19 protein-coding genes are annotated in these 21,219 nt (G+C 37.8%); 10 read left to right on the forward strand and 9 right to left on the reverse strand.

Annotation, left to right across the window (positions count from 1 at the left end; all coding sequences use genetic code 11):
* The first annotated feature begins 1 nt into the window (after position 1).
* From trpCF to PR767_RS07765, 5 genes are all read left to right on the forward strand, one after another.
* Positions 2 to 1,378, forward strand: a complete 1,377-nt coding sequence (gene trpCF / locus PR767_RS07745) for a bifunctional indole-3-glycerol-phosphate synthase TrpC/phosphoribosylanthranilate isomerase TrpF (protein WP_272520095.1) — start codon at positions 2 to 4, stop codon at positions 1,376 to 1,378.
* A 63-nt stretch (positions 1,379 to 1,441) separates the two neighbouring features.
* Positions 1,442 to 2,632 carry a tryptophan synthase subunit beta gene (gene trpB / locus PR767_RS07750; protein WP_272520096.1) on the forward strand — a complete coding sequence of 397 codons (1,191 nt, stop codon included), beginning with the start codon at positions 1,442 to 1,444 and terminating at the stop codon, positions 2,630 to 2,632.
* Positions 2,632 to 3,438 carry a tryptophan synthase subunit alpha gene (trpA, locus tag PR767_RS07755; RefSeq protein ID WP_004911094.1) on the forward strand — a complete coding sequence of 269 codons (807 nt, stop codon included), beginning with the start codon at positions 2,632 to 2,634 and terminating at the stop codon, positions 3,436 to 3,438. Before trpB ends, trpA begins: the two co-directional genes overlap by 1 nt.
* Before the next feature lie 489 nt (positions 3,439 to 3,927).
* A complete protein-coding gene (locus PR767_RS07760; protein WP_109913216.1) occupies positions 3,928 to 6,081 on the forward strand; it encodes a two-partner secretion domain-containing protein in 2,154 nt (717 codons plus the stop codon).
* A 527-nt stretch (positions 6,082 to 6,608) separates the two neighbouring features.
* Positions 6,609 to 8,285 (forward strand): ShlB/FhaC/HecB family hemolysin secretion/activation protein, encoded by a 1,677-nt coding sequence (locus PR767_RS07765; RefSeq protein ID WP_272520097.1) that lies wholly within the window; start codon positions 6,609 to 6,611, stop codon positions 8,283 to 8,285.
* Positions 8,286 to 8,628: 343 nt separating this feature from the next.
* Here the strand turns inward: PR767_RS07765 and ompW are convergent, their stop codons facing one another.
* Positions 8,629 to 9,264: an outer membrane protein OmpW gene (ompW, locus tag PR767_RS07770; RefSeq protein ID WP_109913218.1), complete on the reverse strand. Its 636-nt coding sequence runs from the start codon at positions 9,262 to 9,264 to the stop codon at positions 8,629 to 8,631.
* 404 nt (positions 9,265 to 9,668) lie between these two features.
* Between ompW and PR767_RS07775 the strand changes: the two genes are divergently transcribed.
* The gene (locus PR767_RS07775; protein ID WP_272520098.1) at positions 9,669 to 10,421 is read left to right on the forward strand and encodes a YciC family protein; all 753 of its coding nucleotides are present in this window, start codon (positions 9,669 to 9,671) and stop codon (positions 10,419 to 10,421) included.
* 104 nt (positions 10,422 to 10,525) lie between these two features.
* Here the strand turns inward: PR767_RS07775 and PR767_RS07780 are convergent, their stop codons facing one another.
* Complete coding sequence (locus PR767_RS07780; protein WP_272520099.1) at positions 10,526 to 12,328, reverse strand: SulP family inorganic anion transporter; 1,803 nt, start codon at positions 12,326 to 12,328, stop codon at positions 10,526 to 10,528.
* Positions 12,329 to 12,553: 225 nt separating this feature from the next.
* On the opposite strand from PR767_RS07780, the gene PR767_RS07785 reads away from it, so the two are divergent.
* A complete protein-coding gene (locus PR767_RS07785) occupies positions 12,554 to 13,111 on the forward strand; it encodes a septation protein A (protein ID WP_109913220.1) in 558 nt (185 codons plus the stop codon).
* Positions 13,112 to 13,170: 59 nt separating this feature from the next.
* On the opposite strand, the gene PR767_RS07790 is transcribed toward PR767_RS07785, so the two are convergent.
* Complete coding sequence (locus PR767_RS07790; RefSeq protein WP_004911118.1) at positions 13,171 to 13,368, reverse strand: YqaE/Pmp3 family membrane protein; 198 nt, start codon at positions 13,366 to 13,368, stop codon at positions 13,171 to 13,173.
* 289 nt (positions 13,369 to 13,657) lie between these two features.
* Between PR767_RS07790 and yciA the strand changes: the two genes are divergently transcribed.
* On the forward strand, positions 13,658 to 14,086 hold the full coding sequence (yciA, locus tag PR767_RS07795) for an acyl-CoA thioester hydrolase YciA (protein ID WP_004911119.1): 429 nt from the start codon (positions 13,658 to 13,660) through the stop codon (positions 14,084 to 14,086).
* A gap of 86 nt (positions 14,087 to 14,172) precedes the next feature.
* On the opposite strand, the gene PR767_RS07800 is transcribed toward yciA, so the two are convergent.
* Together PR767_RS07800 and PR767_RS07805 are read right to left on the reverse strand one after the other, a co-directional pair.
* Entirely contained in the window at positions 14,173 to 14,892 is a 720-nt protein-coding gene (locus PR767_RS07800; protein WP_198634851.1) for a TonB family protein, read from the reverse strand.
* Positions 14,893 to 15,018: 126 nt separating this feature from the next.
* Positions 15,019 to 15,192, reverse strand: a complete 174-nt coding sequence (locus PR767_RS07805; protein WP_004254127.1) for a YciY family protein — start codon at positions 15,190 to 15,192, stop codon at positions 15,019 to 15,021.
* 289 nt (positions 15,193 to 15,481) lie between these two features.
* Here PR767_RS07805 and cls point away from each other — a divergent pair, with 289 nt between their 5' ends.
* Both cls and PR767_RS07815 read left to right on the forward strand, forming a co-directional pair.
* Complete coding sequence (gene cls, locus PR767_RS07810; protein ID WP_117162234.1) at positions 15,482 to 16,942, forward strand: cardiolipin synthase; 1,461 nt, start codon at positions 15,482 to 15,484, stop codon at positions 16,940 to 16,942.
* Positions 16,943 to 16,964: 22 nt separating this feature from the next.
* A complete protein-coding gene (locus PR767_RS07815; protein WP_272520101.1) occupies positions 16,965 to 17,297 on the forward strand; it encodes an HI1450 family dsDNA-mimic protein in 333 nt (110 codons plus the stop codon).
* Between the two features lie 79 nt (positions 17,298 to 17,376).
* On the opposite strand, the gene oppF is transcribed toward PR767_RS07815, so the two are convergent.
* Genes oppF through oppB form a run of 4 tightly spaced genes read right to left on the reverse strand, consistent with a single transcriptional unit; the run spans position 17,377 to position 21,218 of the window.
* Entirely contained in the window at positions 17,377 to 18,378 is a 1,002-nt protein-coding gene (gene oppF / locus PR767_RS07820) for a murein tripeptide/oligopeptide ABC transporter ATP binding protein OppF (RefSeq protein ID WP_110731958.1), read from the reverse strand.
* A complete protein-coding gene (locus PR767_RS07825) occupies positions 18,375 to 19,364 on the reverse strand; it encodes an ABC transporter ATP-binding protein (RefSeq protein ID WP_004911130.1) in 990 nt (329 codons plus the stop codon). Before PR767_RS07825 ends, oppF begins: the two co-directional genes overlap by 4 nt.
* Positions 19,365 to 19,374: 10 nt before the next feature.
* Positions 19,375 to 20,283 carry an oligopeptide ABC transporter permease OppC gene (gene oppC / locus PR767_RS07830; RefSeq protein ID WP_004911132.1) on the reverse strand — a complete coding sequence of 303 codons (909 nt, stop codon included), beginning with the start codon at positions 20,281 to 20,283 and terminating at the stop codon, positions 19,375 to 19,377.
* Between the two features lie 14 nt (positions 20,284 to 20,297).
* The gene (gene oppB, locus PR767_RS07835) at positions 20,298 to 21,218 is read right to left on the reverse strand and encodes an oligopeptide ABC transporter permease OppB (protein WP_004254116.1); all 921 of its coding nucleotides are present in this window, start codon (positions 21,216 to 21,218) and stop codon (positions 20,298 to 20,300) included.
* Position 21,219: the final 1 nt, after the last annotated feature.

Below are 21,219 nucleotides of genomic sequence, written 5' to 3' on the forward strand. Positions count from 1 at the left end.
AATGAAAGCGACAGTCTTACAAAAAATTGTTGATGATAAAGTTGACTATTTAATTGAACGCAAAGCCAAGCAGCCTTTAGAAAGCTTTATTGCTGAAGTTAAGCCTAGCCAGCGTAGTTTCTATAACGCACTAAGCGCTAAACGCCCTGTTTTTATTTTAGAGTGCAAAAAAGCGTCTCCTTCAAAGGGTTTGATCCGTGCTGATTTCGACCCTGCGATGATAGCTAAAACTTATGCTCCTTATGCGAGTGCGATTTCCGTTCTCACCGATGAAAAATATTTTCAAGGCAATATGGATTACTTAACGATTGTCAGTAATACCGTAAAGCAACCCGTATTATGCAAAGATTTTATCATTGACCCATACCAAATCTATCTTGCACGTTACTACCAAGCAGATGCCATTTTACTGATGTTATCTGTCTTAAATGATGATGAATATATCGTATTGGCTGAAGTTGCTCATCAACTGAGTATGGGGATATTAACGGAAGTCAGTAATGAAGAAGAATTAGAGCGAGCAATTCGGTTAAAAGCCAAAGTGGTTGGCATCAATAACCGGGATTTACGCGACCTTTCTATTGATTTAAATCGGACTCGTGAGCTCGCGCCTCGCTTAGCAAAAGAAACGATAGTGATCAGTGAGTCAGGCATTCATCAACACCAACATATTCAGTCACTGAGACAGTTTGCAAATGGTTTTTTAATTGGTAGCGCACTAATGGAGCAAGCTGACTTAGATAAAGCCATTCGAAACCTGCTAGCTGGGGAACATAAAGTCTGTGGTTTAACCCGCGAACAAGATGCAAAAGCCGCATTTAAAGCAGGAGCACACTACGGTGGATTAATTTTTGCTGAAACCTCCCCGAGAAAAGTGACATTGTCACAAGCCCAAAATATCATTCATGCAGCGCCGTTAAAATATGTCGGTGTTTTCCGTAATCAGTCCGCCGATTTTGTTGCCCATATTGCCAAACAGCTTGCGTTATCTGCGGTGCAACTACATGGTGAAGAAGACTCTGCTTATATCAATACGTTAAAAACATTTTTACCAAACTACTGTGAAGTTTGGAAAGCGCTTGATATGTCAAGAACAACTTTAAATGACTATGACACACAAGACATTGATGTGTTACTACTGGATAACGGACAAGGTGGCACTGGTAAAACCTTCAATTGGTCAGAAATCCCTTCATCTGCAACACAAAAAATAATGATTGCGGGGGGACTTACACCAGATAACTGCCTAGATGCTGCAAAGTTACTGTGCAACGGATTAGACTTTAATTCAGGGGTTGAAATTGAACCTGGTATAAAAAGTGAACAAAAAATAAATTTGGTGTTGTCAGCGTTGTTAGCCGAATCAACGGCTCACTAATACACAACGAAAAGATAAAACTCCAACACCAATTAATGTAACTGTTAAAATGGACAATAAATAATGAGTAAATTAGATCCGTATTTTGGCGAGTTTGGTGGGCAATATGTCCCAGAAATTCTGATCCCTGCATTAAATCAATTAGAAGACGCGTTTATCGACGCACAGAATGATGCTGAGTTTATTCGTGAATTTCACGACTTACTAAAGAATTATGCAGGTCGCCCTACTGCACTAACATTATGTAAAAACTTAACTGCCGGTACGAAAACAAAACTCTATTTAAAACGCGAAGATTTACTGCACGGCGGCGCCCATAAAACCAACCAAGTATTAGGCCAAGCGCTACTGGCTAAGCGAATGGGAAAAAACGAAATTATTGCAGAAACCGGTGCTGGGCAACATGGAGTTGCAACCGCACTGGCTTGTGCATTATTGAATATGAAATGCCGTATCTACATGGGCGCTAAAGATGTTGAACGCCAGTCTCCCAATGTATTTCGTATGAAATTAATGGGTGCTGAAGTTATATCTGTTCATAGCGGTTCGGCAACCTTGAAAGATGCGTGTAATGAAGCATTAAGGGACTGGTCTGGCAGCTATGATAAAGCTCATTATTTATTAGGAACTGCGGCGGGTCCACACCCTTACCCAACAATTGTACGTGAATTCCAACGTATGATTGGTGATGAAGCAAAACAACAAATTCTTGAAAAAGAAGGCCGTTTACCCAATGCTGTCGTTGCCTGTATTGGTGGTGGTTCAAATGCAATCGGTTTATTTGCCTCTTTTATTCCAGAAGAACATGTGAAACTAATTGGTGTTGAACCTGCTGGATTAGGTATTGAATCAGGCCAACATGGTGCGCCATTAAAACATGGTCGTGTTGGGATTTATTTCGGTATGAAATCACCGATGATGCAAACTAGTGAAGGTCAAATTGAAGAGTCATATTCCATCTCTGCAGGATTAGATTTTCCTTCTGTTGGACCTCAACATGCTCATTTAAATAGTATTGGTCGCGCAGAATATGTTTCGATTACCGATGATGAAGCCCTGAATGCTTTTAAATTATTATCACGTAAAGAAGGAATAATTCCAGCATTAGAATCTTCTCATGCCCTCGCTTATGCATTAAAAATGGCAGAGCAAGAACCCAATAAAGAACAATTATTAATCGTCAATTTGTCTGGCCGTGGTGATAAAGATATTTTTACAGTGCATGATATTTTAGCCAGCAGAGGAGAAATTTAATGGAACGTTATACCCAACTTTTTAAACGTTTAACTCACGATAACCAAGGGGCATTTGTTCCATTTGTCACTTTAGGTGACCCTGATGCTGAATTATCATTAAACATTGTTGATGCTTTGATTGCTGGTGGCGCTGATGCATTAGAGATTGGTATTCCATTTTCTGATCCATTGGCGGATGGCCCAACCATCCAAAATGCAAATTTACGCGCATTTCAAAGTGAAATCACCCCGACTATTTGTTTCGAGTTACTAAGTCGTATTAGAGAAAAACACCCTACTATTCCGATTGGCTTATTAGTGTATGCAAATTTAGTTTTTACCAATGGTATTGAAAATTTTTATATTCGCTGCGAAAAAGCAGGTGTTGATTCCGTATTAGTTGCAGATGTCCCGATGTCCGAATCACAACCATTTCGTGAAGCTGCATTGGCACACAACATTGCTCCTATTTTTATTTGCCCACCCAATGCCAATGATGAATTACTGCAACAAATTGGGAAATATAGCCAAGGTTATACTTATTTGTTATCACGTGCAGGCGTAACAGGCACAGAAAAACGCGCTGAAACGCCATTAGCTCATTTATTGAGCCAATTAAATCAGTATAACGCGGCTCCTGCCCTACAAGGTTTTGGGATATCTGAACCTGAACAAGTCAAAGAAGCGATTAAAAATGGTGCAGCAGGTGCAATTTCTGGTTCAGCCGTGGTTAAAATCATCGAAAACAACTTAAATCGCCCTGATGTTATGCTTACATCATTAACTGAGTTTGTTGCAAAAATGAAAGCAGCAACACAGAAATAGGCTAAACAATAAATAGTAATCAAGTCATACTTAAGTTTATTGGCTTGATTACTTAAATCATATAATTAAATTTTGTCTGGGCGATTTTCAATCCTTTTAACGTTATTTTTAGAAATATTATTTAAATATATTCAGTATTTTTCAGTTTTAAAACTCTCAAATAGTCCAAAAAAATCAATCATAATATTTATTAATATAAACCACCAATATTAAAATCAACAGATACGTGTTATTACACTAGTACTTTCTCTTAATATATCCATATCAGAGTAAGTGTTACTATTTGATTAAATTAGCATTTTACGCACTAGATATATAAAACACTATTTATAGTATAATATGGGAGTATTACTCTCCCCATATTTTTATGACTCAACTTAAATACAATTAAATTTTAATGAAAATTAATATAACGCATAATCCCTATGCTTTAATGGAATTTTAATTAGCTATTTTTAATTTTATCTATAGTCTATTTTAGGGATATTTATGAAACATTCTACCAATCATTCTATCACTCATCCTATGATGAGAGTTAAGCCACTCTTTTTAAGTGTGTCTGTTATTTTAGGATCGATATCTATTGCTCACGGAGCAGTTGTTAATACCAATGGTGCTGGCGTAATAAATCAAAGTAATGGTCCTACTATCGTTCACATTAAAGGCGCAAGTGACAAAGGTGTTTCACACAACATTTATAGCCAATTTGATGTTGACCAAAAAGGGGTTATTTTAAATAACAGTACAGCCAACACGAATACCACTTTAGGGGGCCAAATTAATGGCAACTTAAATTTAAATAATGGTAATGGCCCTGCAAAAGTTATTTTGAATGAAGTTAATTCAAATAAAGCAAGTACTTTAGGCGGTATGATTGAAGTCGCTGGTGATAAAGCGCAAGTTATTGTTGCTAACGCATCAGGCATCACATGTAATAACTGTGGATTTATTAATACCGATCGGGTGACTTTAACAACAGGTAAGCCAATTGTTGCTGGTGGTGAAGTTCTTGGCTATAACGTTGAAAAAGGTCAGATTATTATTAATAGCCGCTTACAGTCAGATTCCCCTACTGATATTATCGCTCGCTCTGCAGTGATCCGTGGAGACATTCGCGCCAAAGAAATTAATGTTGTAGCAGGCAATAACTTTGTTGATGCAAAAGGTAATTACATTACCAAGGTACAAGGAGTTGGGTCTGCCACGCGAATCGGTGTTGATGTCGCGGCTATGGGAGGGATGTATGCCAATAAAATTACGCTAGTTTCCACGGAAAGTGGAACCGGTGTTTCTAATAACGGAAACTTAATTGCCGGAACTGGTGGAGTTAACATTGATTCAACGGGATTAGTGTATAACCAAGCAGGAAAAATGAATGCCAATGGTAATATCAATATAAAATCCAATGGGTTATATAATACAGCAACTATTGTAGCGAATGGTGATGTTGATATTAATGCACAAAACTCAGTTCTGAGTAATGTGAATGGACAGATTAAGTCTAATGATGGCAATCTCAAACTGGCTTCAGCTACGAGTGTTGATAACCGAAGTGGTATTATTCATGCTCAGCAAGACATGAACATCGCGACTGCAAATATTGTTAACACTAACGGTTCAATTAAAACTAATCGTGGAAATATTGCAATTCGTGCGACAGGTAAGATTGACAATAACTATACCCTACGTAATAACGTCATTAATGTAGACGAACGAGGAATTCGAGCAGGTGGTGATTTATCAATTGATACGACAACACTTGCAAATAATAACTCTACGTTATCAGGCCGTGATATCACAATAAATGCCCGTAATATTGTCGCGAATGATAATAGCTCGCAGATTCTAGCTAAAAGAAAAATCGATATCGATTCTGTTACGTTACAAAACAATAATTCACTGATTAAATCCACCAATGGACAGACCAATATCACCCTATCAAGTAACCTAGTAAATAACGGTTATGCTGCAATCGATAGTGGAAAGGCATTGAATATCAAAGCTAACATCATTTACAACCAAGGTTCACTCGCTTCGGGCGCAGGTAAATCAAAATTTGATCTTTATTCTCTTAATAATCAGTATGGATTTATCAAAGCCAATAACTTAGACATCAAAACCACCCATTTAGGTAATGGGAGAGGCTTAATCACTGCAGATTCAAATGTGGTTGTTAATGCAACAAGTGTTGATAATAGCTACGCTAATGGGTTTAATAGTTACGCGAGTAAATTTGGTGTTGCTGGCCAAACGGGTGGGATCTACGCGAAAGATGGTTCAGCGACTATCAAAGCAAATAGCTTAAATAACTATTCTGGTGTTATTGCTGCTAATCAAACACAAAAAGCGCCAAACGTAGGTGACATTGATATTACATTAAGAAATGACCTTGATAACCGTTATGGTAAAATCCAAGGTACAAATAATGTCACATTAGATGTAAATAAGTTAAATAATACTTACTCTGGTACTGTTGACGCTGGTAAAGATTTAACTATCGATACCTTTACTCGTGTAGATAATAATAATGGTCGCTTAAGCTCAATGGGAACGACTAAAATTACAAGTCCTGTAATTTACAATAGCCCTTATGGGCAAATTCTAGGTTCCATGATTATCTTAAATACACCTAATTATTACTAGTTAGGTAAAATAAGGAGGCAAATAGCCTCCTTATTTACTCCAAAGCAGAGTGTCAACAATATAATAAATAGAATTATTTTAGCACCATTAATGTTCCTTAAGCTACTTTAATTATTGCTCATATTAACAGTAAATAGAAGCGTTCTAAATCCAAGTAAAAATACCTATTCAATTTAATATAGAGCATTCTTTACTCATTGATTTTATTGGAGATAAATAAGCCACTATAGAATGAATTATATTGGTTGTATTTTCAGTAACAAACCCCAAAAGTATTTATACTAACTCAATCAGTTTAATTGATTTTTATTTCACATATATTTAAAGCATAATTAAAATACTCAAAGGAAAAAATAACTTAATAATAGGTTTATTATAGGGATATAAATGAAAACCTTTTCAAAATAAAGCCCTGATGGCAAGTTAATAAGATAGTTCTGATAAAACATTGTTCATTAGCAATTTTCTTTATTATATTTCCTAACATAAAAATAACTTTAATATTTTTAAAAATTAATGTGGTGCACATGAATTTTCGATTTATTTTTTTATTGTCAACGCTATTACCTTTAGCTGTATCAGCTAATACCGCACAAATTATTGACCAACAAATCAATAATCAAGCTAGCCAAGATCGCTCTCGCCAACAACAGACTCAACTTGAAGCTAAAGATGCCTTAGGTAAAACCAGAGAACCCTCAAATAATATTTTAATTTTTGATGATGAGAAAGATTGTTTTGAAATGAAACAAGTAGTCTTACTTTCAGAACCTAAACTCCCCTCAATGAGACCTTTAGAAGCTTATGCAAGCCAAGTTGTCGGAGTATGTATCGGTATCAATGGAGTTGAAACCTTAGCAAAAGGCTTACAAGATAAAATAATTAAATCAGGTTACGTCACAACACGCGTTAATATTCCAGAACAAAACATCAGTGAAGGGACTTTAATGCTCCAAATTATTCCAGGTAAAGTTGCGAATGTTAAACTTGCCGAAGGCAGCGATACTTATATTACTTTAGGGGCAATTATGCCCGCTAAAGAAGGAGATATTCTAAATATTCGTGACATTGAACAAGGCCTAGAAAACCTTGAACGGATCCCTGGTGCGAAGGTGAATATTGAACTCGCACCAGGTAAAGAATTTTCCACCTCAGATATTTCCATACAACGAGAAAAGTCATCTCACTTTAATCTAGGAGGATATTACAATAACTCTGGAAGTCGCCAAACGGGTAAAGACCAAGTTGGAGTAACTCTGTATGCGAATAACCTAACGAGCTTAAACGATACCTTATATGTCTCCGCCGGAAAAAATGCAAAAAACCAAGCACGAAACAGCACCAGTAATGCTTCTATTTATTATGCTGTTCCCTATAATTATTGGCTTTTCTCATTGTACGCAAGTAAAAGTGACTATAAACAAACTATTAATGACTCTGTACTTAGCTATAAATATTATGGTGACAGTAAATATTATAACGCTACGGCCAGTAATGTTTTTTTGCGCGGCCAAACGTTTAAAGATACAGCATCAATCCAATTGATTAAAAGAAAATCAAAATATAAGTTGGAGGATGTCAGCCTACTTTCCCAACAACGAGACCTTACCAGTCTTAAACTGGGTATTAGCCATCGTCAAAATATCAACAATTCTACCATTGATGCATCATTATACCATCAACGTAACGTACCTTGGTTTGGTGCCGAACAAAGTTGGGATATGAAATATGGTGATGTCAGCACAATGAGCCGTGTTTATACTGCCGATATTTCGGGAATGTTCCCCTTCTCACTTGACAATTTTATTATGAGTTATAACCCACAACTGTTTGTACAATATTCACGCGACCGCTTAACTATTCAAGATCAATTTTCGTTAGGTAACCGTTGGACTGTTCGTGGTTTCGATGAAGAGTTTTCACTGATCGGTGATAAGGGTTTTTACTTGCGAAATGAGTTTAACTTTTATATTCCTGGCTTTTCCTTTTATCCATACTACGCACTTGACTATGGCCGAATACTTGGAGGTGTTTATCCGCTAGGTCTCTATTCTGATGACCAACTATTAGGAACGGCTATTGGTATGAGAGGTAATGTTAATATATTCAGCTATGACTTATTTTTAGGCGCACCACTTTATAAACCTGATGAATATGAAACTAGTAGCGTCAATGCGGGGTTAAATGTGCAATGGTTTTGGTAAGTTAATATCTTAAAATTTAATCATACCTTAAAGCTGAATATCACTCCTATATTCGGCTTTTTATTTTCATATAGATAATACCGATATTCTGTTATTTAATCTTATTTATCTTAATAAAATAAGATAACCAATAAATGTATTTATTTTATTATCACGCTATAACACCAATTAATCTATTAAACCAACGTCACCCTTTGCGTTACTGTTTTGTTGTTTTGTTGTTGATTGTATGTTTATAGTTAATAGAAATTGAAAAATCCGAGAATACGAATATTCTCGGATTTCCACTTCACTCTAATCCATCAGAATTCAGGTATTACCTGTATTGCTTCCTATCAAATTCTTAGAAACGGTAACCCGCACCAAACATAAATACAAATGGGTCTAAACGAGTATCGATTTTGTGTGTGTCATTACCCGCTTTAAATTTCACATCCGTTTCAATATTCATCCACCAAACAGAGGCGTTTAACATCCAGTTATCAGTTAGCATGTAATCCATACCAGCTTGCGCTGCAAAGCCCCAAGAGCTTGATAAATCAAGGTCTGATAAGCCCGCACCTTTCCCTGTTGAGTTAAATTTCTCATCAAAGAAGAAGGTATAGTTAACACCTGCACCTAAATAAGGGCGTAATTTATCTTCTTTACTACCAAAGTAATATTGCGCCATTAAAGTTGGTGGTAAATGTTTAACAGTTGCAATTGTACCTAAAGGCCCTACGCCAACTTTGTGTTCAAACGGAGTTGCTGCTAATAATTCCACACCGATATTATCAGTGATCATATACCCAAACGTTAAACCTAATTGAGTATTGTTATTAACATCAAATGAACCTAAACCTAATACATTTTCAGAACCTGCATTTGGGCGTACCGTTGCAGTACCTGTACGGAAAATAAAGTCGCCAGCTTCATGAGCAATAGAAACTGCTGGAGCTAAAGTTGCAGCAGCTAATACAAGCGCAGTGAGTTTTTTCATTATCAATCCCATTCCTGTGTTTTTATTTTAGGAAAATATACCTTATTATTTAAATTGATGTTCAAATCAAGATCACATCTTTTACTAATTTAGAGGTAAACCAATAAATATGGATTTATTATTTCATTTATTATTTTTTAAATTTTGATTTAAATCAATTTTTGGAAGATAACTAACAAAATAAAAATTTGATTTCGAAATATATATATTTATTTCGAAACTTAAACATATATTAAAAATACAACTTATATAGTTTCATTTCTTTGGCTAATTAAATTCAATCATTATGTCCATTATATTTGTCTTAACCTCCCGAATTTTATTATCTTTCTCTACCTCTAGGCGTGATACTCGGTTACAATTGGCATAAATTTTTGATCCCGTTTGTAGATAGGAGCAGTGTCATGTCCATTTCGGCCAACTCACTCATTAGTGATAGTATCAATTTCTTTAAAAATCAATTGAGTGGCCTCTTCACCATCGTGCTTTTAGCCACCGTAGTGAGCCTCGTTATCTATGCGGTGATGATCCCAAGTGAACAGCTGATAGGTGTTCTGGCACAAGCACAAAGCCAGATGATTGAATCTGGTAATTCGGGGTTACAAGACTGGATTTTAGGTCTATCTGAAGAAGATAAAAGTAGTATTTTGCGTGTTTCTTTCGGGTTGATCCTCTCCGTCACTTTTGGAAGTTTGTTCCTTATTTGTGGTACATTGTCCTATATCTCTGGTATGTCTCGCGGTGAAGATATGACAGGGCTACAGGCAATAACATCATCACTGAACAAAGCACCTTCTATGTTCCTTCTATTGGTCGTCTGTTCTCTGCTTATCCAGTTAGGTATCACAATTATGGTTCTACCTGGTATTGTCTTAGCCATTGGTTTTTCCTTAGCACCAGCGATTTTAATAACAGAACGTACCAACCCTTTCAGTGCGATGGGAAAAAGCTGGAAAATGGCTTATGCGAATTGGCGTGTTGCCTTACCGATGATTTTAATTTGGATGGCGGCTCAAATGCTTATTAGTGTTCTATTGGGTAACCTTAATATGAATCATATTGTTATTAATGGCATCTCTTTTTTACTCAATAATGTTGTAGCGGCATTCGCTTTAATTTACTTTTATCGTTTATATATGCTAATCACTAAAAATTGATTTATTGATTTTCAGCTGATAACCCAAAGCGGGAAAACAACGCTTTATCCCGCTTTGGCAACAACTTCAAGTATCGAAAGATACCTTTTTATTTACATTATTTTTTAAGCATTATCTGAGCGAATATCCATCGGTGTAATTCGACTTTCACAATCATGTTCCAATATACCGAAATCTTTTTGGCACTCTTGTGCTTTTCTTTCTTCAACGCATTTCATTTGAATTTGTTGCTTACTTTGAATTAAACGGATTGCAAAATAGATATCCGGTACCACTAATAAGTCATCATCTGAACGATTGATTTTATTTTGTTCTAGCCAACGATTAAGCGACGTTCTGCGCCCTGCTAATACTAAAGTTACCCCTTTCGCCTTCAAAGATGTCACAATATCATTTAACGTGGAAAATACGCTCACATCATTGTGTGTGAAGCTGACGGCAGCATCCACAATCACCCAAGCAGGCCTCTTCCGTTGATTATCTAAATGTTTATTTAAACGTTCTTTAAAGTAATTCACATTGAAATAGGTAAGCGGAGAATTGAAACGATAAATCAGGACGCCATCAACTTCTTGAATATCATTTTCTGATGTCATCGAGTGCAACATACCATGTTCATCAACGCCTAGTAGTTGATCTGTAGGTCTAAATATAATTCGGATAAACTGCAACAAACCTAATAGAATAGCTAAGCCTACACCACTAATCAAACCAACCACCAGCACTGCACATAGCGTGAAAATACATAAGAAAAAAGCTTCTCTATTGCGTTTTCGCATTGATAAAATACTGCGAAAACTGAGTAATGAATACGTTGAAATAATCAAAACTATCCCTAAAGCAGGCATTGGGATATATTCCAATAAATTCATAGAAAAAAGTAAAACCGCTAAGATGGTTATTGCGGCAACAAGGGAAACTAATTGCGTTTTCCCCCCCATCATATCATTCACCGCAGTACGGCTACTCGCAGCACTAACAGCAAAACCCTGACCAAAAGCAGAAGCAATATTTGCCATTCCTAACGCTTTTAGTTCTTGGTCTGCATCAACGGTATAACCGTTCTTGCTCGCAAAACTACGAGCCGTCATCATAAAGCTAACAAAACTGATCACAGACAAGTTTAATGATGGAATGACAAGGTCTCGAAGTAAGCCAGGTGGAAAATCAGGCATTGGGATATACGGAAGCCCTTCACCTAAATCCCCAACCGTACTAATACCATATTGTTCGAGATTAAATAGGATACTTGCTGCTGTGGCCAACACCATTGCAATTAATAGCGATGGCCACTTGCTACGCACTCGCTTAATCAATAGAGTAATGACCAATGTTGCAATGGCAACTAATAATGTCGGAATATGTGTTTCCACTAACGCTAATGGTAATGCTATTAAGCGTTCAATAAACCCTGAAGGTAACGTACTGATACCAAATACTTTACTAATTTGGCTGACGATAATAGTGAGAGCAACCCCATTTAATAAGCCCTGTAATATCGGTCTGGATAAAAAATCGGCAAAGGTCCCTAAGCGAAATTTTGCTGCAATCAAACACCAAACCCCAGTCATAAAACTCATGACAATAATCAGCTGCCAACGAACAGTTTCATCCCCCATGGCAAGAGGTGCGACTGCGGCTGCAATTACAGCACATGTAGCGGCATCAGGACCGATAATCAATTGTTTAGACGTACCAAACAATGCATAAAAAAACATCGGTAAAATACACGAGTATAACCCGACAATTGCATTCACACCCATTAACTCAGCATAGGCAATAGCAACGGGCAAGGCAACAGCAGCGACAGATAGGCCAGCTTTAACATCAGAACCTAAATCTGAACGTTGATAGTTAAATAACGTTTTTAAACCTGGCATCCAGACAAATAGCTTTGCCTTTATCATCGGGGAAAAGTACCTATAAATTAGCAAGTTAAATTATTTTATATACTATATATATCCGAACTAATAAAGTTTATCTAGAAGTAAGTCAAATAATCGTAAAATAGTGCAAATATGATTGGTAACAAAGCATGTTTATTGGTAAAAAGGTGCAAACTTTTAACAATTAAAGCCAAAATCGGTTAAACTACTCCATTATCTTTACGTTGAGGCGCTGTATTCACTGTTATGAAACAACTTATTGATTTTATTCCTTTGATAATCTTTTTTATTGTCTATAAAAGATACGATATTTTCTATGCGAGTGGCGCATTAATGGTGACCACTCCTTTAGCGTTATTAGCAACTTATCTTATTTATAAGAAAGTTGAAAAAGTCGCAAAAATTACCTGTGCAATCGTAATGGGTTTTGCGGCTTTAACTCTTATTTTCCATAGTGATGCATTCATTAAATGGAAAGTCACTATTATCTATGCTGCATTTGCTGGTGCATTACTCTTTAGCCAATGGTTTACTGAAAAACCACTCATTCAGCGCATGTTAGGCAGTAACCAAGAAATAAAACTTGCAGATAGTTATTGGAATAAACTTAATAGTGCATGGGCTATTTTCTTTATTTTCTGTGCACTTCTGAATATTTATGTTGCTTTCTGGATGGCTCAAGATATCTGGGTTAACTTCAAAGTCTTTGGTCTAACAGCAGGAACATTAATATTTACAGTACTGAGTGTGGTCTATATTTTTAAAAATATGGTTAAAGAGCCTGTAGAAAAACACGAAGAATAATTTATAAATAGAGTTAAAAACCTGCTAATTGCATCTCGCTTAGCAGGTTTTTTTATATGTTAATAGCGCTTGTCACCAAATGCTTTTTCAATTTTTTTATCTGTATTGTACTGTGATAGTGCATATACCGACCAAATGGCGGCTGGTAACCAACCAATCAACGTGATCTGCAAAATTAAGCAAATAATCCCAGCAAAGGGGCGCCCTATCGTAAAAAATTGCAACCAAGGTAATAATATTGCCAATAACAATCTCATTTCATACCTCTAAATTAATCAATAATATTCATATTACTGAGTATAGCTAATTCAATCAGTTGACTAAATATAAAAAACACTTCTTGCTTTTTCTTTGCAAAAGTTGAGCTTTTTATCATATTTAGAAGCCGTTTATTAATAATAGATATCATATTTGTCTTATTTTTGCAGCAATTCACTCAAATAGTCATTATCAATCAATAACTACGAGGTTCAGGTTTACTATTACCTATGTAATTTGCTATAAATGCAAAATCAAAAGTAATAACCCTTTTAATAAGAGTCTGATATGCAATTGCCGAACGGTGAGTTGGTTTTACGTACATTAGCCATGCCCGCAGATACTAATGCGAATGGTGATATTTTTGGTGGCTGGCTGATGTCACAAATGGATATAGGTGGGGCTATATTAGCGAAAGAAATTGCGCTAGGACGAGTAGTTACTGTAGCGGTAAATGGGATTAAATTTCAAAAGCCTGTTGCCGTAGGTGATGTTGTTTGTTGCTACGCACGCTGCCTAAAAACAGGGAAAAGCTCAATTACAATTAATATTGAAGTTTGGGTAAAAAAAGTAGCAACCGAGCCCGTTGGCCACCGCTATCGTGCAACTGATGCTGTATTTACCTATGTTGCCGTTAATGACGATAGTACCTCTCGTTCATTACCCAAAGAAAAGCAGCATTTTCAATTAGCCAGTTCTGAGCAACACGCAGACTAAACTTTAATACCTATCTTAAAATATAAATAAAACAAAAAGCACCTCATTAATTAAAGGTGCTTTTTTATTTTGCAAGAAAAGAACACTTATACTTGGCTTACGGTTCCATCCAATTTGAAATAAATTTCGGTCACATAGCCTTTTGCAGGTTGCTTTTCAAAAGTCCAACGGTTCATAGCCCGTTTAACATCGCGCTCGAATAACCCTTTAGGTGAAGCTTCGACAAATTCAATATTTGTCACTCGCCCACCATCATCAATATCATAACGAACCTTCACATACCCTTCTTTACCTAAGCGACGTGCGCGTTCAGGATAGGAAGGAGCTTGTTTATGTAGAGCCCTAGGGCCACCCTTTTTGGTTGATTGACTATTACTTGCCCCAGTATTGTTAGCTGTCTTTATTGGGTTGTTATTCGTTTTCGGTGCAGTAACATCTGATTTTAGGTTATTCATAGCCAATTGCTTTTCAACCGGCTTCACATCTTCTTTAACCTTTTTCTTTTCTTCCTGTTTTGGCTTAGGTTTTTTCTTCACCTCAGGTTTTTTCTTAGGTAATGCAATAACGGGCTCAACCACCGGTTCAGGCTCTGGCTCAATAACGGGTTCAGGTTCTGGCTCTACCGGTGTTTCAACCTGCTCAACAGGTTCAGAAGCAGGTTCAGGGGCAGCAAAAGCAACCATAGCAATCGTCAATGGCTCAGGATCTCTAGCCAAATTAGGTTGATTAAAAATCCATGCCATTGCAAGGCCTGCATGAATAGATAATGAAATGACGATAATTAAAGTCCAACGCATCCAACGCATATGCAATTTCTACCCTACACCTGTCTACCAAAAAGAATATGACTGATAGTTTAAATGCAAATAGCAATCATATTCAATAAGGTTTGTCATACAAAGTGAAAAATGTGAGTGCGCGCTGTAATAACCTTACTCAATCCATTGGGTAAAAAGCAGGGAATGTCGACGATGGTAAATATCAATTTTACGCATTGCATAGATGCGCATGTTTCGCCTTGAATGCCCTTCTAGCCAGCGTCTGCGGCGGCGTAGGGATTGTCTTAACATACGCCAACGCCCTACTTCATGCCTACTACGTCTCATTTAATTGTGTCCTTTAATCGTCTAAAAATTATTAGAAAAAAATATTATATTCCTTTGAAAAAAAGAACCAAGAGGAACTTTTTATATACGCTTAGAGTACAATATTTAATTTCACAACAATAATATCACCTTACACAATCATTTTTTCCTTACGAATTACTCTATTTCACGAAGCTTTTACTGCAGAATTTTGCTAAATTCTATTAAGTTGATATTTTACTAATAGTTTTTTTAGCTAAACTATCTTTTTTTGAACCTTTTTTCTTATCAGTGAGGCATCTGACCCGTTATGGCAACCGTCTATACACTTATGAGTTGGCTTTTGTTCTTCCTATATTGGCTAATTATTGCAGCAATTACAGTCCGCATCTTAGTCAAAAGAAGGCCGGTCACCTCAGCCATGACATGGCTCCTGATCATTTATATCCTGCCATTAGTCGGTATTATTGCGTATGTCGCCTTCGGTGAACTTCACCTCGGTAAACGTCGAGTTGATAAAGCTCATGATATGTGGCCTTCTGTCGCAACATGGTTAGAAAATCTACGAAATTCAAAACATATCTTTGCCACTGATAACAGCCCCGTCGCTGAGCCATTATTTCAATTAGTTGAAAAACGCCAAGGCATTGCTGGGGTTAAAGGTAATAGGATTCAACTTTTAACCACTTGTGAAGATTCATTAAAAGCGATAGTCAATGATATCAATAATGCTCAGCACTCAATTGAAATGGTCTTCTATATTTGGCAACCGGGTGGTTTAGTTGACGGAGTTACCGAAGCATTACTCAACGCTGCAAAACGAGGTGTTAAATGCCGTATTATGGTGGACTCTGCAGGAAGTTGGCACTTTTTCCGTAGTGATTATCCCGAAAAAATGCGTGCTGCAGGCATTGAGTTTATAGAATCACTAAAAGTTAATTTGATGCGTTTCTTCCTGCGTCGAATGGATTTACGTCAACATCGTAAAATAGTCGTTATCGATAACTATATTTCATATACAGGTAGTATGAATATGGTTGACCCTCGTTATTTTAAACAAGATTCAGGGGTTGGTGAATGGGTTGACATTTTAGTGCGTATGGAAGGCCCAGTGAGTACCACGTTAGGTATTGTGTATGCTTTTGACTGGGAGATGGAAACTGGCCAACGCGTACTTCCACCACCGCCTGATAGTAATATTATGCCTTTTGAACAAGCGAATGGGCATACAACACAAATTATCGCCTCCGGCCCTGGCTTCCCTGATGAGTTGATTCAACAATCGCTGATGACCGCCATGTTTTCTGCACGCAAACAACTGATCATGACGACTCCTTATTTTGTGCCTAGCGATGACCTTTTACATGCAATTTGCACGGCAGCAATGCGGGGTGTTGATGTCAGTATTATTATGCCAAGGCAGAATGACTCATTCCTTGTCCGCTGGGCAAGCCGTTCATTTTACAGTGAATTATTAGCTGCCGGTGTTAAGATTTACCAATTCGAAGATGGCTTATTGCACACCAAGAGTGTATTAGTTGATGGCGAGCTCAGCCTAGTTGGCTCAGTCAATCTTGATATGCGCAGTTTATGGCTCAATTTTGAAATCACCGTGGTCATTGACGATAAAAGTTTTGGTAGCGATCTCACGTTAGTTCAGTATGATTATATTGCGCGGTCAACACGTTTAGAAATCGAAGAGTGGGAACAACGCCCTTTCTGGAACCGTGTCGTTGAACGCATTTGTTACTTCTTTAGTCCATTGTTATAAATTTAGTTTATTAGGAAAGGTCATGACTGAAATACAAAACACACCGTTAATCGATGAAGATGACATCATTGAAATCGCTTATGACCTTTTTCTTGAAGGGGCAATGGATAATTTAGAACCCGCTGACCAGTTAATTTTTGCTTTGCAGTTCGAAGAGTTAGGTGCTGCAGAAATTGTCCCCTTTAGTCATAACTGGCAAGATATTATTAATAATAACATTGAATTAGCGCAGTTTAGTGAAGTGGTTATCGGGTTAGCTCAAACCCCTGATGCCGAGGTAGAAGATATCTTTGCTCGCATATTAATTAGCCGCCACCCTTCTAAACCGTTTCACCATATTCTGTGGAAAAAATAGGAATATCACTATTCAGATTATTCGATAAAAAAACAGAGCACTTGGCTCTGTTTTTAATTTGTTGGGCATCTATAACAAACTAAAGAGGGTCAATTTTCAAACAAGACACCGCATGTTTGAAACTCCCTTCTAATAATGGCCTAGTTTTTGCGCACTCGTCATCGGCTAATGGGCAACGGGTTCTAAATACACAGCCTGAAGGCGGATTAATTGGCGATGGCAATTCACCTTCTAAAAGCTCTATCACCTTATTTTTTTCTTTATCGGGATCAGGAACTGGCACCGCTGACATCAATGCGCGTGTATAAGGGTGTAGTGGGTTATTATATACCTCATCATAGGTACCAAGCTCCACGGCATGCCCCAAATACATCACTAACACACGGTCAGAAATATGCTTAACAACCGCCAAATCGTGTGCGATAAATATGAGAGATAATTTCATTTCACGTTGTAATTCTTGCAATAAATTAACAACTTGCGCTTGAATTGACACATCTAATGCAGAAACGGGCTCATCGCAAATTACCAATTTAGGTTCCAAAATCAATGCCCTTGCGATACCAATACGCTGACATTGCCCTCCGGAAAATTCATGGGGATAACGGTTAATTAAGTTTGGTAATAAACCAACCCGCATCATCATTTTTTTCACTTTTTCTGTGATTTGTGATGGCGGCATTTTAGGATGATATGTTTTTAATGGTTCGGCAATAATATCACCAATGGTCATTCGCGGATTAAGAGAAGCCAATGGATCTTGGAAAATCATTTGGATATCACTGCGAACACTGCGCCACTCTTTAGCGGTTTTACCTAATAAGTTCTGCCCAAGCCAACTTACAGTACCATCAGTCGCTTTCACTAACCCAATGAGCGCTCGAGCAAAAGTAGATTTTCCACACCCCGACTCCCCAACCACGCCTAATGTTTCACCTTCATATAAACGCAGTGTAACGCCGTCGACAGCTTTGAGGCTTTTGTTTGGCTGCCAAAACCACTGTTTTTTGTCTCTAATCTCAAAATGGACTTTAAGATCATTCACTTCTAACAATACTGGTCTATTTTCATGGGTACTCATACCAACTCCTCCAGCGGTTTAAAGCAGGCACGTAACCGCGTTTGACCAAAAGTGGTTAATGCAGGTTCTTGTTCAACACATTGCTGAACGGCGTATTGGCAACGAGGTGAAAATGGGCACCCTTTAGGTAAACGTAGTAAATTAGGCGGGTTACCTGGAATGGTCGCTAAACTCTCGTCATCCCCATCAAGGCGAGGAACGGCAGCTAACAAGCCAAGTGAATATGGATGAGATGGCTGATAAAAAATATCCTTAGCGGTACCATACTCCATCGTGCGTCCCGCATACATTACGAGAACTTTATCACATACCCCAGCGACGACCCCAAGGTCGTGAGTAATCAAAATTATCGCAGTATCAAACTCGTGTTTTAACTCATTGAGCAAAGTCATAATTTGCGCTTGCACTGTCACATCAAGTGCCGTCGTAGGTTCGTCAGCAATTAACAACTTGGGTTGGCACAATAATGCCATTGCAATCATGACTCGTTGTCTCATTCCTCCTGAAAATTCATGTGGATACATATTCATCCGCTTACGTGCTTCAGGCATTTTAACTGCATCTAACATACGAACTGATTCTTCGAAAGCCTCCCTTTTACTCATGCCTTTATGTAACATGAGAACTTCTGACAGCTGTGTACCAATTTTCAAATAAGGATTCAATGATGTCATTGGGTCTTGGAAGATCATTGAAATTTCTTCCGCTCGCATCCGATTTAATTCTTTTTCTCTTAAATTCAAGATCTCACGGCCGTTAAATATAGCAGAGCCATTAATCTTGCCATTTTTGGCAAGCAAGCCCATCAGAGCAAAAGCTGTTTGTGATTTTCCTGAACCGGATTCACCAACAATTCCTAGCGTTTCCCCCGCACTTAATTCAAAGTTCAATTTATTTACGGCGGTAACGTCACCATCTTGGGTCGCAAATGTCACACTGAGATCTTTCACGGATAACAGAGGGCTTTTCATTGGGTTATTTGACATATTATTCCCTCTAGCGATCTTTCGGGTCGAGCGCGTCACGCAGCCCGTCACCGATGAAGTTAAAACAAAATAACGTAATGACTAAGAAACCTGCTGGGATCAGTAGCAACCATGGTGTGACCTCCATTGAGTTAGCTCCATCACTTAATAAAGCCCCCCAACTACTTAATGGCTCTTGTGTGCCTAAACCTAAAAAGCTTAAGAATGATTCAAACAAAATCATACTTGGAACTAATAATGAGGCATACACCACGACGACACCTAAAACGTTAGGAACAATATGACGTAAAATAATCTGTCGTGTACTAACGCCACAAACCAATGCCGCCTCAATGAATTCTTTGCGCTTTAATCCGAGTGTTTGCCCGCGAACAATACGCGCCATATCCAACCACGACACCATCCCAATGGCCACAAAGATCAGTAAGATATTGGTACCAAACAAGGTCACTAAGAGGATCACAAAAAACATAAATGGGAAGGAGTTTAAAATTTCTAATATCCTCATCATGATGGAATCCACTTTTCCACCCACATAGCCAGCTAATGAACCATATAAAGTTCCTACCACCACGGCAACTAGCGCAGCTGCAACGCCCACCATTAAGGAAATACGCCCACCAATCGCGACACGCACTAATAGATCTCGGCCTGAAGCATCTGTGCCAAAATAATGTCCAGTTGCCATATCAGGTGGCATTGACATCATTTCCCAGTCGGTATCATCATACAAAAACGGCGATAACATGGGAGCAAAAATAACAAACAAAGTAATTAAAAATAAGACACATAAGCTGAAAATTGCCGCACGGTTGTGCATAAAACGGCGCCTTGCGTCTTGCCATAAACTGCGCCCTTCAATATCGAGCTGCTCTGAAAAATTCGCCAGAGCTTCACTATTTTTTTGATTCGATAGCATCGTGTTTCTCCGACTTAGTAACGAATTTTAGGGTCAATAACTGCATACAAAACATCGACAATTGCATTAAATGTAATTGTCAGTACCCCAACTAAAATCGTTAAGCTCAATACCAGTGAATAATCACGATTAAGTGCACCATTAACAAAGAGTTGGCCAATCCCTGGTAACCCAAAAATAGTTTCAATTACCATTGACCCAGTAATAATCCCCACAAAGGCGGGCCCCATGTATGAGAGTACGGGAAGCAACGCTGGTTTGAGTGCATGGCGTAAAATGATAGTTCTTAGCGGTAACCCTTTTGCTCGAGCAGTACGAATAAAATTAGAATGCATAATTTCGATCATCGAACCACGTGTAATACGGGAAATACTGGCGATATAAGCTAATGAAAGCGCAACCATGGGGAGCACCATATGTTTTAGGTTTCCTCCATCCCAACCACCGCCAGGAAACCATTTCAAATGAATGGCAAAAATCAGCACCAATAACGGTGCGACAACAAAGCTTGGGATAACAACTCCCGTCATTGCAAACCCCATGACTGTAAAGTCCCATTTGGTATTTTGGTTTAGTGCGGCTATCACCCCTGCGGATACCCCAAACAAAACAGCAACAATAAATGCCGTTGCCCCTAATTTTGCTGAGACCGGAAATGCTTTAGCAACTAAATCATTAACACTGTAATCCTTGTATTTAAATGATGGACCAAAGTCACCTTTGGAAAGCTGAATTAAATAATTAAAATACTGCTTATACATTGGGTCATTTAAATGATATTTAGCTTCAATATTTGCCATCACTTCCGGTGGCAATTTCCGCTCGCCAGTGAACGGACTCCCTGGGGCTAATCGCATCATAAAAAATGAAATGGTAATCAAAACCAAAAGAGTCGGGATGGCTTCTAACAACCGACGAAAAATAAATTTCAACATC

The organism is Providencia sp. PROV223, from assembly GCF_028479245.1.
Taxonomy (GTDB): Bacteria; Pseudomonadota; Gammaproteobacteria; order Enterobacterales; family Enterobacteriaceae; genus Providencia; species Providencia rettgeri.

Bases quoted from the DNA above. Each gene is read 5' to 3' on its own strand.
- trpCF (WP_272520095.1), top strand. From the start codon at position 2: ATGAAAGCGACAGTCTTACAAAAAATTGTTGATGATAAAGTTGACTAT.
- trpB (WP_272520096.1), top strand. From the start codon at position 1,442: ATGAGTAAATTAGATCCGTATTTTGGCGAGTTTGGTGGGCAATATGTC.
- trpA (WP_004911094.1), top strand. From the start codon at position 2,632: ATGGAACGTTATACCCAACTTTTTAAACGTTTAACTCACGATAACCAA.
- PR767_RS07760 (WP_109913216.1), top strand. From the start codon at position 3,928: ATGAAACATTCTACCAATCATTCTATCACTCATCCTATGATGAGAGTT.
- PR767_RS07765 (WP_272520097.1), top strand. From the start codon at position 6,609: ATGAATTTTCGATTTATTTTTTTATTGTCAACGCTATTACCTTTAGCT.
- ompW (WP_109913218.1), bottom strand. From the start codon at position 9,264: ATGAAAAAACTCACTGCGCTTGTATTAGCTGCTGCAACTTTAGCTCCA.
- PR767_RS07775 (WP_272520098.1), top strand. From the start codon at position 9,669: ATGTCCATTTCGGCCAACTCACTCATTAGTGATAGTATCAATTTCTTT.
- PR767_RS07780 (WP_272520099.1), bottom strand. From the start codon at position 12,328: ATGATAAAGGCAAAGCTATTTGTCTGGATGCCAGGTTTAAAAACGTTA.
- PR767_RS07785 (WP_109913220.1), top strand. From the start codon at position 12,554: ATGAAACAACTTATTGATTTTATTCCTTTGATAATCTTTTTTATTGTC.
- PR767_RS07790 (WP_004911118.1), bottom strand. From the start codon at position 13,368: ATGAGATTGTTATTGGCAATATTATTACCTTGGTTGCAATTTTTTACG.
- yciA (WP_004911119.1), top strand. From the start codon at position 13,658: ATGCAATTGCCGAACGGTGAGTTGGTTTTACGTACATTAGCCATGCCC.
- PR767_RS07800 (WP_198634851.1), bottom strand. From the start codon at position 14,892: ATGCGTTGGATGCGTTGGACTTTAATTATCGTCATTTCATTATCTATT.
- PR767_RS07805 (WP_004254127.1), bottom strand. From the start codon at position 15,192: ATGAGACGTAGTAGGCATGAAGTAGGGCGTTGGCGTATGTTAAGACAA.
- cls (WP_117162234.1), top strand. From the start codon at position 15,482: ATGGCAACCGTCTATACACTTATGAGTTGGCTTTTGTTCTTCCTATAT.
- PR767_RS07815 (WP_272520101.1), top strand. From the start codon at position 16,965: ATGACTGAAATACAAAACACACCGTTAATCGATGAAGATGACATCATT.
- oppF (WP_110731958.1), bottom strand. From the start codon at position 18,378: ATGAGTACCCATGAAAATAGACCAGTATTGTTAGAAGTGAATGATCTT.
- PR767_RS07825 (WP_004911130.1), bottom strand. From the start codon at position 19,364: ATGTCAAATAACCCAATGAAAAGCCCTCTGTTATCCGTGAAAGATCTC.
- oppC (WP_004911132.1), bottom strand. From the start codon at position 20,283: ATGCTATCGAATCAAAAAAATAGTGAAGCTCTGGCGAATTTTTCAGAG.
- oppB (WP_004254116.1), bottom strand. From the start codon at position 21,218: ATGTTGAAATTTATTTTTCGTCGGTTGTTAGAAGCCATCCCGACTCTT.